Annotated in this window: 10 protein-coding genes and 1 tRNA gene; 7 read left to right on the forward strand and 4 right to left on the reverse strand. The window is 50.9% G+C overall.

The window, feature by feature from the left end:
• Positions 1-12: 12 nt before the first annotated feature.
• Together GA003_06605 and GA003_06610 are read right to left on the reverse strand one after the other, a co-directional pair.
• Positions 13-1653, reverse strand: a complete 1641-nt coding sequence (locus GA003_06605) for a hypothetical protein (GenBank protein QXD29637.1) — start codon at positions 1651-1653, stop codon at positions 13-15.
• A 5-nt stretch (positions 1654-1658) separates the two neighbouring features.
• Positions 1659-2195, reverse strand: coding sequence for a hypothetical protein (locus GA003_06610; protein ID QXD29638.1), 537 nt, complete (start codon positions 2193-2195; stop codon positions 1659-1661).
• An 815-nt stretch (positions 2196-3010) separates the two neighbouring features.
• Here GA003_06610 and GA003_06615 point away from each other — a divergent pair.
• The 7 genes from GA003_06615 to GA003_06645 all read left to right on the forward strand — a co-directional run bounded on the left by GA003_06615 (position 3011) and on the right by GA003_06645 (position 12495).
• Positions 3011-3451 (forward strand): hypothetical protein, encoded by a 441-nt coding sequence (locus GA003_06615; protein QXD30358.1) that lies wholly within the window; start codon positions 3011-3013, stop codon positions 3449-3451.
• Positions 3452-3514: 63 nt separating this feature from the next.
• A complete protein-coding gene (locus GA003_06620; GenBank protein QXD29639.1) occupies positions 3515-4471 on the forward strand; it encodes a DUF1080 domain-containing protein in 957 nt (318 codons plus the stop codon).
• Positions 4471-5385 (forward strand): DUF1080 domain-containing protein, encoded by a 915-nt coding sequence (locus GA003_06625; protein ID QXD29640.1) that lies wholly within the window; start codon positions 4471-4473, stop codon positions 5383-5385. Before GA003_06620 ends, GA003_06625 begins: the two co-directional genes overlap by 1 nt.
• 10 nt (positions 5386-5395) lie before the next feature.
• Positions 5396-8185: a PSD1 and planctomycete cytochrome C domain-containing protein gene (locus tag GA003_06630; GenBank protein ID QXD29641.1), complete on the forward strand. Its 2790-nt coding sequence runs from the start codon at positions 5396-5398 to the stop codon at positions 8183-8185.
• On the forward strand, positions 8182-9627 hold the full coding sequence (locus GA003_06635) for a DUF1501 domain-containing protein (protein ID QXD29642.1): 1446 nt from the start codon (positions 8182-8184) through the stop codon (positions 9625-9627). Before GA003_06630 ends, GA003_06635 begins: the two co-directional genes overlap by 4 nt.
• Before the next feature lie 160 nt (positions 9628-9787).
• Positions 9788-11239 (forward strand): hypothetical protein, encoded by a 1452-nt coding sequence (locus GA003_06640; GenBank protein ID QXD29643.1) that lies wholly within the window; start codon positions 9788-9790, stop codon positions 11237-11239.
• A 146-nt stretch (positions 11240-11385) separates the two neighbouring features.
• Positions 11386-12495, forward strand: coding sequence for an agarase (locus tag GA003_06645; protein ID QXD30359.1), 1110 nt, complete (start codon positions 11386-11388; stop codon positions 12493-12495).
• A gap of 220 nt (positions 12496-12715) precedes the next feature.
• On the opposite strand, the gene GA003_06650 is transcribed toward GA003_06645, so the two are convergent.
• Together GA003_06650 and GA003_06655 are read right to left on the reverse strand one after the other, a co-directional pair.
• Positions 12716-12802, reverse strand: a tRNA-Leu gene (locus GA003_06650).
• Positions 12803-12898: 96 nt separating this feature from the next.
• A complete protein-coding gene (locus GA003_06655) occupies positions 12899-13528 on the reverse strand; it encodes an exopolysaccharide biosynthesis protein (GenBank protein ID QXD29644.1) in 630 nt (209 codons plus the stop codon).
• Positions 13529-13599 lie beyond the last annotated feature (71 nt).

Consider the following 13599-nt stretch of genomic DNA (forward strand, 5'->3'; position numbering starts at 1 on the left):
ATACTACTAAACTTAATAGCCTTTAAAGTGTACCGGATCATCTTCCTGACGGTAACGCGTGACGTAGGTTTTGTTACTGGCTGCCAGCTTGAGAAATTTGTCGAGGGCGACCACTTCGACTGGGCCTTCCAGGTTTTCAACCACGGTGACCAGGCTGTTGACATCGTTTGACTCTCGCACGTGGACGAGCAAGAAATAGGGCAGGTTGCTATTGAGAGCGATGAGCTCATTGAGGTCCGCAGTGACTTCCTCGCGCGGGCGCTTAGGATCGATATAGTAATCGTAGGAAATCATGGGCTGATCTCCTCGCAGGTCCCGTGTGCGTGCTGGGCCATAACCATTGATGAATCCAATGACATCAGGGAATGCCTTGTAGTAAGCATCAACCGTTTCTTCCCACAGATCGACCGTTCCTACATTTCCATCAGCGACGGAGTTATCCATGATCTCCATGACATGTTCATCGAGAATCTCCATCATTTCCTTGGCTTCATTCATGAGGACCGGGAAGCGATCTTTGGGGATGTTGTTCGGATACATGTAGCCGGGGCCGGATAATCCGCCGATGAAGTAGTCGTTGGGAGTCGCTGATTCATGGAAATACTCGAGAGCCGCAGGGGAGAACTTGGTCCAGTTCATGGTCACCTGCCAGGCAAAGGGAAGCTTTCCACGTCCTGGTTTGGTCCAAACGCCAATGCCGATGCTGTCAGATTGAACAAAGGACATGTAGACCTTCTGCTCCGCCTCCAGTTTTGCATCGAGATCGACATGGTGGTTGTTGGTGAACTTAAAGCCTTTGGTGAACTCAAACTGACAGTTGTAGCTCAGATTTGGAAGATTGTGCAGTCCTTCCATTTTGTGGCCGTAGCTCGAAAGGAGCATGGTAGACTGCTCCTCAGTATCCGTTCCATAAGGATGCCATCCGAAGACGGTGGCTCCGACGTTTAGGTCCTCAAGTAATTTTCGATTGAGGGCCACTTCGTCGGCTTCTTCCGGGTCAGCCGACAGTTCATGAAAGAACATCTTTTCGCGAATCCCCCAATCGGCCATGGCCGGTTGCATGACGCGGCCGCGATGACCACCCATAAGCAAAATTTTATCCCGGTTGCATTGATCCCAATAGCGCTCGATGGCATCGGCATAGATTTCCGCATGCGTCTGACCGGTGTAGCGGCCTCGTAGATCGTCGATGAGCTTTAGCCCATGTTTTTTCACTAAAGGAATTAAGTCCTCGGTGACCACTACTGCGTCTTCGAGACCGGCAATGGTGAAAGCTACGTTGGAGGTCGTTCCAATGTCCTTGTCCCAGACCACGTAGCCTTTGGCGTACTTCTTGAAAAGACCCAAAGCTTCATCGGCTGTGGCTACTTCTTCGAATCGGATGCCATGCTTCCGTTTGTAGAAATCGTAGAGGGGTTCTGTAATCTCCCATTGGAAGTCGGGTGGATGAACGATGTAGAGGCGAGCCTCGTCACGATTGGCCAAGCCCTGAAGACTCACAAGCATGGCTTTTTCGGGCATGCCACCTGCCGTGTTCCAGTCGCCATCGAAACGCATGACATAAGCATCCTTAGATGGCTCAGCCTGTGAGCAGGCCCACAGCGTCGTGAGAGTTAAAACAGAAAGAAGTGAAGTTCTTAGAAAAGCTTTCATGATCACTATGGGCGTGAGCTGTCTCCTTCCGGAAGTTTGGTAAACCGATAAACAAGCGGGTTGTTCCGTGTTGAATGAAGTTCGATCAGCGTGAGTGTGTCTCCGCCGACTCCAATCCGGTATTCACTATAGATACGTATCGAGGCATCCCCTTGAGACACTTCTACAGGAACCAGGGCTTCGACTCTCAGGGTTCGACCTTCGTCTAGCCATTCTGCTGAAACGGGCGTTTCCGAATCCTTAGGAGGGTAGACGGCCATGTGCCGCTGCTCGATTCGGAAAAAAATGGGGATTTTGACTACTTTGCGCGTGTTTACCGAATTCGTTTCCACGACCCTAGTGGTTCGCCAACGCATATCGTGCGTTATATCCACGGTTTCCCCATTCGTTTTGAGGACTAGATGCATGTTGGTATAACCATCGAGAGCGGAGCTTCGGTCTGGAACCAGTTGCCAGCGTCCGTCAAAATGGGATTTCGCTGCTGAAAGTCCACTTGGCAAGAGGACGGATAGCAGGGTTAAGGAAAAAAGAAGCGCTTTCATGGAATAGCTTTTAGAATCCTTTATCCAAGGCTTCAGGGAGGCTATGCAAATATCGTTTTACTATAAAAACTAGAGGAATGGCCTTTGGGGCTTAAGCCTTTGTTTGCTCTGTGGAGTCTCAGCTGCGAATTCACCGGTAAACCATTAAGAGAGTATTTGCCCAACAGAATAAGCTCTCGACCTTCGAGTCATCAGTTTATCCTCGATTGCGACCGTAAAGGATTTTGCTTGGACCAGAGCAGTCATAGTTTCGCCTCTAGTTGAGGTGATAACCTAATGGAATTCCGAAACTATATTTCATAAATATCACTTATTCTAAGTTTGACTGATGTGCTGATTCCCAATGACCTGGTACTATGAATAAACTAGTTATTGGACTCTCCTCATTCCTAATAACAATCTTCAACCTTGAGATCTGTTTTGCGGATCAAATAACTGGTCCGGGAACGAACCTGGCCCCATTTGTGGTTCCCACCGCAGAGAATTCTGACATCGATTTTTATTCGATTGTGACCGCTGCGGATGGCGAACCGATGTTCGACGGTTACTTCCACACGGGTTCTGCTGACGGAACAGCCGCCTACGATAACGGCGATGGGACGTTTACCATACTTGTAAACCACGAGATTCCCTACATCCCAACGATCACAGTTCCATTTCCACTGAACGCCCAAGTTCCTTCCTATGAGAACAAACTACGAGTGCTCGCTCATGGTGGGCAGGGTGCTCATGTTGCAAAATGGATTCTTAATCGGTCCGACCACGCAACCGATCCTCTGAAGGTCATATCCGGAGAGGATCTGATAACCTCGGTCATGATTTGGGATAAGACTGCAAACTCAAGAGCGGGTGGATTGGTTGTTTCCCCTGCGGAGAACATCACCGTCCTTTGTTCCTCTGACATGGCTCTCCAGGCAGCATTTTACAATTCGAGAACAGGCAATGGTACACAATCACGTATCTACATGACAGGTGAAGAGTTCTCGCCCTTCGATGTAGCAGCTGGAATTGCCGAATCCGTGGGATTATCAAGAGAGCTGGTAGTCTCCCAGATCAAAGGCTCGGATTTCGCACGGCTCGATGGTGGACGTCCTTTCGCCATTATGGTCGATGGCCTGATTAAAAAGGAAATCGCCGACCAGTTGGACATCAGTCTACATACGGTGAATTCTCACATCCGTAGCATTTACGACAAACTACATGTGAAAACTAATACTGCCGCGGTGGCCAAAGCCATCCGGGAAGATATTGTGTAGCCTCCTTTCAAATCACTCGATCGTGTGATAGTATTTCCGGCCATTATTATATATAGTGCTTACATGTCTTCCATTATATCTACGTGCACCCTGTTCTCAAGAGCGCTTCCATTTGTGGCTACGATGTTGACCGTATGCGTGTTCTCCTCTGCCTCGGCCAATCACCACAAATCACCCGATGACACGCCGCCGGAAGGATTCCGGAGCCTGTTTGACGGCAAAACGCTGGATGGCTGGAAAAAGATGCCTCGGCTCCCCGTTCCAAAGTATCCTGGGGCTCCCTTTAACGTGGATCCCAATGGGGAATGGATAAAAAACGCTCGCAAAAACGTCGGCAAGTGGACCGCGGTCGACGGTGCCATTGTGGGAGAGCAGGATCCGCCGGCCAGTGGGGTGGGGGCCTATCTGGTTTCGGAGGAAACGTTCGACGATTTCGAGTTATTGATCGATATGAAACCCGACTGGAGAACCGACACTGGTTTCCTAATTCGCACAGCGCCGGGCGGGAGTCCCGGACTTCAGGTTTTATGTGACTTTCGTCCTCAAGGTGGGATTGGAGGATTTTACGGAAATGGTCTGGCCGGTATCCATGGCATGTCCTTTGCCATCGATGCCATTGTGGATGAGGACAGCGTTCCGATTCGGGTCATTTCAGCGGATCCGAATAAAGGTCGTGCAGAACTCCGTGACCAGACTCGGGCCATTCTCAAGTATGCCGTGGACGTAGAGGAATTTCTGAAGGTTTGGAAAGTCGGAGAATTCAACACCTTTAAGGTGCGTTGCGAAGGCCGCATTCCGACCGTGACAACTTGGGTAAACGGACTCAAGATCGCCGTGCTGGATTTGGCCGAAATCGAATGGCCGAATTATGATGCGGAAGCCATCGCGAAAATGACCGGTGGCAGGGGCCACATCTCTCTGGAAGTCCACAACAATGGTCGTAGGGATCCTCAAGGCCAGGAACGCTGGTGGCCGGGGGCTCAGGTACGTTGGAAAAACATTTTTATCAAAGAACTCTAATGCTGATTCCACATTTCATTAAGCCATTATCGATATTCGGTTTGGCGGCTTTGTTATCGCTCACTGCTTGTTCCAAAAAGCCGGAGACCATCTCCCTGTTCGATGGCAAGACCCTGGATGGCTGGCACGCCATTCCACGCCTCTACGCTCCCAGAACGGAGGAATTCGACAAGATTCCATCCGGCAGATTAAAGGATGCTGTCGTCCAGCATCACCGGGAGCACCCTGAAGCCTACATGCGTTCCAAAGTCTACAACCTCGGAGTGTGGAAAGTTGAGGATGGAGCGATTACCGGTGGCCAGGTTCCAGGAACGGTTCTGGGTGCCTACCTAATGTCTGATAAGAAGTATGGAGACTTCGACCTGACTTTCGAAGCCCGGCCGGACTTTCCAACCGATACCGGAATTATGATTCGGGCCCATGAAGTTGGAACCATTGGATTTCAGATATTGCTCGATTACCGCCCGAACGGAGCCATGGGAGGCATTTTTGGAAATGGTCTTTGGGGATTTCGTGCATTCCCCTTCGTGATCAACGGAGACGAACAAGCGAACTATAAAGTCACCAACCTCCGGGAAGGACATCTGGATAGACCGCAATTCAAGCCGGAATACGCGGCCCCGATAGAAGACTTTCTTAAAGCATGGAAACTGGATGACTGGAATACCATACGTGTACGTTGTGTAGGAAAGATACCGGTTATCGAAACCTGGATCAATGGGGTACCTATTGCAAAATTTGATACGGCCAAACTGGGAGACCATATCGATGGATTTGATCCGGAGTTTCTGAAAGAGCGACTCGGAAGCAAGGGGCATATAGCCCTCGAAGTTCATGACAGTCCCAATAGTCGGGAGCGTTGGGCCCCCGGTGCGGTCTGTCGCTGGAGAAACATCCAAATTAAGAAGCTGTAGGGGAATTTTAATGACACAACCTATCGCAACACGTTTGGTTCAGAAGCTTCGGGTTTTCCTGTTGCTACTGGGTGTTTCCTCGCTTCATGCTCAATCGGACTCTGTCAGCTTCAGTCGTGATATCCGTCCGATTCTGTCAGGTAAGTGCTTCAAGTGTCATGGACCGGATCGTGAAACGCGCGAGGCGGAATTCAGACTCGATCAACGTGAGAGTGCGATTCGAGCCGATATCTTTGTGCCAGGTAATCCCGACGAGAGCTGGATCCTGGATGTGGTAATGTCAGATGATCCTGATTTGCGTATGCCTCCAAAGGGTGATCCCTTGAGTGAGCAGGAAATTGCCCATCTACGAGCCTGGATCGAGGATGGAGCCGAATACGAAGCGCATTGGTCGTATCAGGATCCGAAGTTAGCGAAACGTCCCAGAGTGAAAACCCGCAGGTGGACTAGTAGTCATCTGGATTACTATGTCCTGAGTCGCATGGAAGAGCTGGGCCTCAAACCAGCACCCAAGGCAGACCCAGCGGTTTTGCTGCGACGCCTCTATCTTGACCTTATAGGTCTCCCGCCCTCGGTGGAGGAAGTCGAGGCCTTTGAAAAGAAACCAACGAAAAGGAATTTTGAGGCGCACGTTGACCGATTGCTGAAGTCACCTCGTTTCGGAGAGAAATGGGCCAGCGGTTGGTTGGACCTGGCTCGTTACGCGGATTCCAATGGCTACCAGCACGATGACCTGCGGACCATGTGGCCCTATCGTGACTGGGTGGTGGATGCCTTGAATGCGGACATGCCATTTGACCAGTTTACTATTGAGCAACTGGCGGGCGATCTGCTGCCGGAGCCAACGAGTAGTCAGTTGATCGCGACCGGATTTAATCGAAATGTGCCCGTAAACTTTTCGGGAGGCACAAAGGTTCCTGAAGTGCGCGCCAATGTGTTGCATGACAGAGTGGCTACCACCGGGGCAGTCTGGCTAGGTCTGACTCTAGAGTGCGCTCAATGCCACGATCACAAGTTCGATGACATTTCTCAGAAGGAATACTACGAACTCTACGCCTTTTTCAATAAGGCCATTCGCGAATTCGATCAACAAGGTGATGGCATGTTTCGCAAGCATTTCATCGGAAGAGATGTGCTTGTATATGCAAATGAGGCGGACGAGCAAAAGGGACAAGAGCTCGAACGAGAAATCGCCTTAGTAGAAGAGCGAATAGCGGCTTTAGTGGAACGGAGTGAAGAAGACTCAAGCCTGGTCGTGAGTGAAGAAGTGGTTCTATTGAACTTTGAAGGAACCGACCCTTTTAAAAAGCACATTGCAACAAGACCAGCCACTACCTCGGTGGTAGAGTATGTGCCGGAAGGTGGAGGAGCGTTTGCAGGCAAAATTGTGGCGGAACCAGTAACGGAAACCAAAGGCTTCTTTGGAACCGGCTTTCCCATTCCCAGCAGTGATCTGTCCGGCAACAGCGAAATCTCTTTCTGGATCAATACCGACATGGTCAGTCAGTTTAACCTTCAGGTTCATTCGGGCAGAAGACAGGCGAGTGTCTTCGGGTTTTCCACCATGGAATCTGAGCCCGAAACCTGGATCAAGGTCGTAGCTCCCCTGGCAGATTTCAAGAAGCCTGAGTGGTCCACCGCAGCGGTGGATTGGACACGTATTGATAAAATTCAGATCACGGCCTACGGGAGTGGTCCCTACGAAGGTCACTACATCATGCTCGATCAAGTGCGGGGTGTAACCTCCTCGGAAAAAGCCTTGCTTGAAAAGCGAGTAGCAGATCTTCGCGTGCAATTGACCGAGCTCCAGACCGCTTCCATGGTGATGCAGGATTCCATGGAGCCATCCCAAACCCACATCATGATGAGAGGGGACTACACCGCGCCAGGTGATCCGGTTGAAACCGGTGTTCTGGAAAGCCTGCATCCCTTGGATCCCGATCTACCACCGAATCGACTGGGCCTGGCCCAATGGCTGGTCGACGAGGATAATCCGCTGACGCCCCGCGTGGTCGTGAATCGCATCTGGGCGGAGATCTTTGGTCGTGGAATTGTCAATACACCAGAAGACTTCGGTATGCAAGGTGAGCTCCCAAGTCATCCACAATTGCTCGACTGGTTGGCGATTCAGTTCGTCAAGAACGACTGGTCCGTGAAGGACATGATCAAAACGATCGTCCTGTCATCTACCTATCAACAAAGCTCTGCTGCTTCGGCTGAAAAGATCCAACAGGATCCGCAAAATGTGTGGCTTTCCCGGGGACCACGCTTCCGACTTTCCGCTGAGCTAATTCGCGATAATCTCTTATCCATCTCCGGTCTGCTGTCAGACAATATGGGCGGACCTGGCGTGTATCCTCCTCAGCCGGAGGGTCTGTGGAATCAAATCTCCACCGCAGATGTTACGCACTATCCGACCTCCGAGGGCGAAGATCGATACCGCAGAGGACTCTATACTTTCTTGCGACGCGGCAATCCCAACCCCATGTTTCTGAATTTCGATGGCTCTGAGCGATCCGTCTGCACCGTCAATCGGGATCGCTCCAATACCCCCGTCCAGGCTCTCAATCTGCTCAATGATCCTTCATATGTTGAGGCAGCGCACACCTTGGCAGATTGGATTGTTACTCAACCTGGAGATAATGAGAGCAGAGTAGTCGCAGCATTCCGAGCAGCGGTATCGCGTAAACCTTCAAAGGACGAGACAGCAGCTTTGCTCGCTCTCTATCAAAAACACAACTCCTGGTTCTCAGTCGCCCAAGTGATACTGAATCTCGACGAGACCCTTTCAAAGTCATGAACGTTTTTTCTAAACACATCCAAGGCATCAAAAGACGAGAGTTCCTGAAACAAGGAACGCTGGGAATTGGATCGCTTGCGCTATCTCATCTGCTGAGCAAGGAGCTCACAGCATCCCCATTCGGCAAGGCTACGAAGGACACGTCCAGCCTTCCTCACCACACTCCCAAAGCGAAACGTGTAATCTTTCTGCATATGGTGGGAGGTCCGTCCCAGATGGATACTTTTGATCCTAAACCCGAGCTGGATAAGTGGGCTGGTAAAAGTCTCCCACCCGAGATCACGCGCGGCCAGAAATTTGCTTTCATCACTCCGGATGCGGGAGTCATCAAGTCTCCCTACAGTTTTGCTCCCCGAGGTGAGTCGGGTATGATCATGTCGGAGTTGTTTCCTCACCTGGCCACCGTTGCGGATGAGCTGACGATGATCCGTAGCATGAAAACCAACGAGATCAATCACGGATCGGGAGAGATGTTCTTGCACACCGGACACGGTCGCTTTGGTCGACCGACCTTTGGAGCCTGGACATCCTACGGCTTGGGAACGGAAAACTCGGATCTTCCATCCTATGTTGTGCTGAAAGACAAACCACCCAATTCCGGGCCGGCAGGATGGGGCAGCGGTTTTCTTCCATCCAAGCATCAGGGAGTACTATTTCGAACGGGGGAAAAACCACTCTTCTATCTCGATAATCCGGAAAAGGTTTCCATGGAACAGAGAGGTGATGTGATCGACACCATCGGCCAACTCAACAACCACGCCTACAATCATTACCAGGATCCGGAAATCCAAACGCGCATTGCCCAGTATGAACTGGCTTACCGGATGCAAACCTCAGTTCCCGAACTCGCCGGTCTAAATGAAGAGCCGGAACACATCTTAAATATGTATGGCCTCGATCACGATGGCCAAGGAGGGGACTTTGCTAAAAACTGTTTGCTTGCCCGGCGATTGGTTGAGCGAGGGGTTCGTTTCGTCCAGGTTTTTAACAAAGGCTGGGATCACCACGCCAACATCTATGGTGCGTTGCCACGACAAGCCGAGGCCGTCGATCAGGCCTGTGCAGGACTTATCACCGATTTAAAACAACGGGGCATGCTGGATGACACGCTGATCATTTGGGGTGGCGAGTTTGGCCGGACCCCCATGGTACAGGAACATAATGCCGGAACGGGTGAGCTAACACCACCGGGCCGTGATCATCACAAAGAGTGCTTCAGTATCTGGATGGCAGGAGGCGGTGTGAAAAAAGGTTTCACCTACGGCAGCACCGATGAATTTGGATTTGGCGTCACTGAGGACGAAGTTCACGTCCACGACTTCCACGCCACCTGCCTGCATCTCCTGGGGATTGATCACGAAAGATTAACCTATCGCCACCAAGGTCGTGATTACCGTCTTACTGATGTTCACGGTCACGTCGTGCATGATATCATCGCATAGAAGGTTGAGTTGATTAGGGAAGCGGATTAATGACAATGCTCCTAACTGCTTTGAATTTATCGTTTTTCCCATCTACCTTCTAAGATGTCCAACCATCCAACTAATTAACAAAAAGTCTCTTATAGAATTTACCCTGATTACCGCCCTGTTGTGGGGATCGATGATCTCGGCTGCTCACTCGGCGTCGCTGGATACCTACGGTGGCTTCACCGATATCAATGGAAAGGAAACCGGCTTCTTTCACGCTGAAAAGATCGATGGGCGTTGGTGGTTGGTTACACCCGAGGGCAATGCCTTCTGGGGGATTGGGATGGCCCATCCGGTTACGGATTATATGCAGGGCGCTATCACCTTCACTTATGGTGGCGACCAGGAGGCCTGGTTGCGAGGAACCATTCAGCGGATGCGAGACTTGGGGTACAACTGCGTGTGGAGTGGCCCCTATTGTCCTGAGCGCATGCGAGTGGGTTTTGTCGATAAGGAATTGGCGGAACGCATTTTCGCGGAGAGCGAAATCCCTTACGGGTTTCCAATCCCGCTCATCAAACACAATGTCGAGTTAAAGCCAGGAGAAAAACAGCCTGACGTATTCAGTGATGAATACATTACATACGTCAATGACCTCGTCGCCAAATACGTGCCCAAGCTGAAGGACAATCCGTGGATAATGGGCTATTATTACGGGTTTGGATCTTGGGATCGAGAGGTTGGCTGGATAAATTCTACGATCGAGCGAATCGGCAGTCCCGGGCGATCCCGCCTACTGGGCCTGTTGGAAGACCGCTATCAGGGTGATATCGATTCCTTGAACAAAGTTTACGGCACAGAGTTTCGGTCCTTCGGACAGCTGAAGCAGTCGGGATCTCTAGTCTATCCAGAATGGATACGGCTGCTCAAAATGAGTCTCGCGCAAATGCCCGACGAGCTGGGCGCTCAAGCAATGTTTGATGATGCTCAAGTCTTGCTGGGCGAGATCATCGAGCAGGTCTATCGTCTCGGGCATGAGGCCATCCGGAAGTATGACCAAAACCATATGATTTTCGGGTCCTATGTCAAAGAGGCCACTTTGAACATGGATATGTGGCGACGAGTCGACCCCTACATCGATGTGATCGCGCCTCAGCACGTCAGTAAGGTTTTTCCTATTCGGCAAGTCGTGGAAGCTCTCGATAAGCCGGCTCTCATCAGCGACCAGCCGTTCGGAAACGTGTACGAGCCGAATCTCATCCGAAAGGGCGGGACGCCTGGCCCGGTTCCTGACCACATAGACCGGCTCGTTCTTTACGATATCTTATCCGATCGAATCTCTCAGGATCCGGATTACATTGGAGTAGATTTTTGCGCCTGCCTATTCGATCAGTTCCCAACCGAGAAGGCTTATGATCGGGGGCAACCAGGCTTTTACACAATCGATGGCGAGCCTCAGTCGCACCTCATAAGAACAGTACAACAATTTAATACGCGGATGCTGGACACGGTAAAAGTCTCACATGAAGATTCCACAATCCAGGCTTTGGATACAAAGTTTCACGAAACGCTGCAACGATATCGCCAAGTGGTAAGTGACCGCAGAGCCTTTCTTAGAAAGAGTCCCACGATTGAGTATCCGTAGGGTTTGAGTAATCAGTGATCAGTAATCGGTGAACAGAAACGAGAGATTAGTAATAAGCATCTAAAACCAAGAAATTTATGAATCGTAGACAATTTATTGAACGCTCCGTTGCCGCAGGGCTGGGACTAACGCTGGGATCCCGGTTGATGGAGGCTGCCCCGGCCAAGACGACACAACTAGACTCCGAAGGCTTTTTTACCTTGGGACAAGTGGATGGCCACTGGCTGTTGATTACCCCCGATGGAAAACCGTTTTTCACCTTGGGCCTGAACCATATCGATCCGGCCAGTTTGCGCTATCCGGAAAATATCCATATCTGGGAAGACAAGTATGACGGCAGCACTATAAAATGGATTGAGGAGTCGGTAGTTCCCAATCTTAAGGCCTGGGGTTTCAACTCCGTCGGTTGGGTGCAGGAGGTCACGGTTCGAAAATGGCGGCACTCACGCCCCTTTACGGTGGATGAGTATAGAGCTCTGGATATGCCATACTGCCATCTGCTGCCTTTCATGGAATCGCATCAGTGGGAGAAGCATACCGTGCACTACGACTTCTTCAGTGACGATTGGATTGAACGTTGTGACTACATCGCTCGAGATCACTGCGCGGAGTTGAAAGACGATCCCAACCTGATTGGTTATTTCTACAGTGACTGTCCCACCTGGACCCACGACCGTGCTGAGAACAAATGGCGTGGACCGATCTTTGACCCTAAAAAGCTCGATTCTGAAACTGGTCGTGACGAGCTGAGAGCCCTGGCCAAGCAGTATTATAAAACCACGCACGACGCCATTCGCCGTCACGACAAGCATCATCTGATTCTGGGCGATCGTCTTGAAGCGAATGCCCATATCGCCATACCACTGATTGAAGCGGCCTCGCCTTACATCGATGTGCTTTCGTTTCAGGACTTTCGTGATCCGATCAAACACCTGGAATACTGGCACAAGGAAACGGGCCTGCCAGTGCTACTGGCCGATGCGTCCGGTATTCAACGAGGGGAGAATAATTTCACACGGGCCGACGGAAACTGGTATGCGAAAGTAATGGACGGATTAATGGAGAATACGGGATGCATCGGTTTCCACCTCTGTGGAGCTTACCAACGCAACAAGGCCAGGAGGCGAGGGCTGCTCGACGAGTTTGAGAAGCCGGATCTCGAAAACGTTCAGCTCATTCAGGCCGCCAATGAAAAAGCATCCCGTTGGATGCAAGGATTGCGGTTTCACCGTAAGGAGCTGAGGGAGTCGGATTAGCCTATATCAATTCTCTAGATTAGAGATAGTTGGTGAAATAAGGGGGGACCACTCTTCGCTATGCGGCAATCGGGCGAAAGATTAAATTGTTAGGAATTTAATCTAAGTGTTTTTCTCTGCCCTATAATTCTTTATCAAATGAGGAAGAGGAAGAGTTCCGAGGAAAGAAATGACGACAAGACCGGGCACGCAGTAAACCGGAACAAGAGGAAGAACTTAATGGTACCCAGGGCGGGAATTGAACCCGCACGCCCTCACGGGCAATGGATTTTAAGTCCACAGCGTCTACCTATTCCGCCACCTGGGCCCATTAAAAGAAAGCGAAGTTAGTAAGGGCTTTTCTCAGTGCAAGCCTTGATTGTGGGAGATTGTGACTCGGCGGCTTCGGCGAAGCACGCCATACCTAAAACCAGCCTTTGACGATCTCTTTGAGTTCATCGACTCCTTGCAAGCCGTAGTAGCTGATGGCCCAGAATACGCCGACGTAAAGGAGAACAGCGCAAATGGCTAAGCCGCAGGAAGCGAGCATGCCGAGACCGTCGTCTTCGGTCATGGCGACACCGATGACAAATATGACCATGGCGGGGGCCGTGTTGGTTAAGGGAATGGGCAGAATCATGAGGCAGGCCATGACGATAATGAGGATGCCTGCGAAAATGTGACCACTCTTGGCCAGGACCCATCCCCAGCGAGGTTTGATGAGGTGTTCCACTTTGCCGAAAAATTTGGAGGCGGTTCCGATCATGCGTTCAGCCATTTTGCGACCAATCCGTTTTTTAGCGGCCCATTGGGGGAGCCATGGAGATTGTCGACCGGCCATCATCTGGATGGCCAGGATGGTGATCATAATGCCAAAGGGGGTGCTGTAGCCCGGAGCTGGAATGGGCAGGGCACTGGGAAGGGAAAGGATGATAAAAAGGAGTCCGAAGCCCCTGTCTCCCAGAGCATCGACGAGGTTGGACATGGTGATGCCCTCGTCGTTTCCATGAAGGAGGAGGCCTTTTAGGTCTTCGGATAAATTACTATGCGCCATATTGGATATATCACCAGATGTCGGCAAACGGTTGAAGAAACAAGTTGTGACCGTTCATTTTTAGCGGTGAA

The sequence above is a fragment of the Opitutia bacterium ISCC 52 genome (assembly GCA_014529675.2).
GTDB lineage: Bacteria > Verrucomicrobiota > Verrucomicrobiia > Opitutales > UBA2995 > UBA2995.

What these genes read in the sequence shown, in the direction of transcription:
- GA003_06605 (QXD29637.1), bottom strand. Translation starts at nt 1,653, where the DNA reads ATGAAAGCTTTTCTAAGAACTTCACTTCTTTCTGTTTTAACTCTCACG.
- GA003_06610 (QXD29638.1), bottom strand. Translation starts at nt 2,195, where the DNA reads ATGAAAGCGCTTCTTTTTTCCTTAACCCTGCTATCCGTCCTCTTGCCA.
- GA003_06615 (QXD30358.1), top strand. Translation starts at nt 3,011, where the DNA reads ATGATTTGGGATAAGACTGCAAACTCAAGAGCGGGTGGATTGGTTGTT.
- GA003_06620 (QXD29639.1), top strand. Translation starts at nt 3,515, where the DNA reads ATGTCTTCCATTATATCTACGTGCACCCTGTTCTCAAGAGCGCTTCCA.
- GA003_06625 (QXD29640.1), top strand. Translation starts at nt 4,471, where the DNA reads ATGCTGATTCCACATTTCATTAAGCCATTATCGATATTCGGTTTGGCG.
- GA003_06630 (QXD29641.1), top strand. Translation starts at nt 5,396, where the DNA reads ATGACACAACCTATCGCAACACGTTTGGTTCAGAAGCTTCGGGTTTTC.
- GA003_06635 (QXD29642.1), top strand. Translation starts at nt 8,182, where the DNA reads ATGAACGTTTTTTCTAAACACATCCAAGGCATCAAAAGACGAGAGTTC.
- GA003_06640 (QXD29643.1), top strand. Translation starts at nt 9,788, where the DNA reads ATGATCTCGGCTGCTCACTCGGCGTCGCTGGATACCTACGGTGGCTTC.
- GA003_06645 (QXD30359.1), top strand. Translation starts at nt 11,386, where the DNA reads ATGGAGGCTGCCCCGGCCAAGACGACACAACTAGACTCCGAAGGCTTT.
- GA003_06655 (QXD29644.1), bottom strand. Translation starts at nt 13,528, where the DNA reads ATGGCGCATAGTAATTTATCCGAAGACCTAAAAGGCCTCCTCCTTCAT.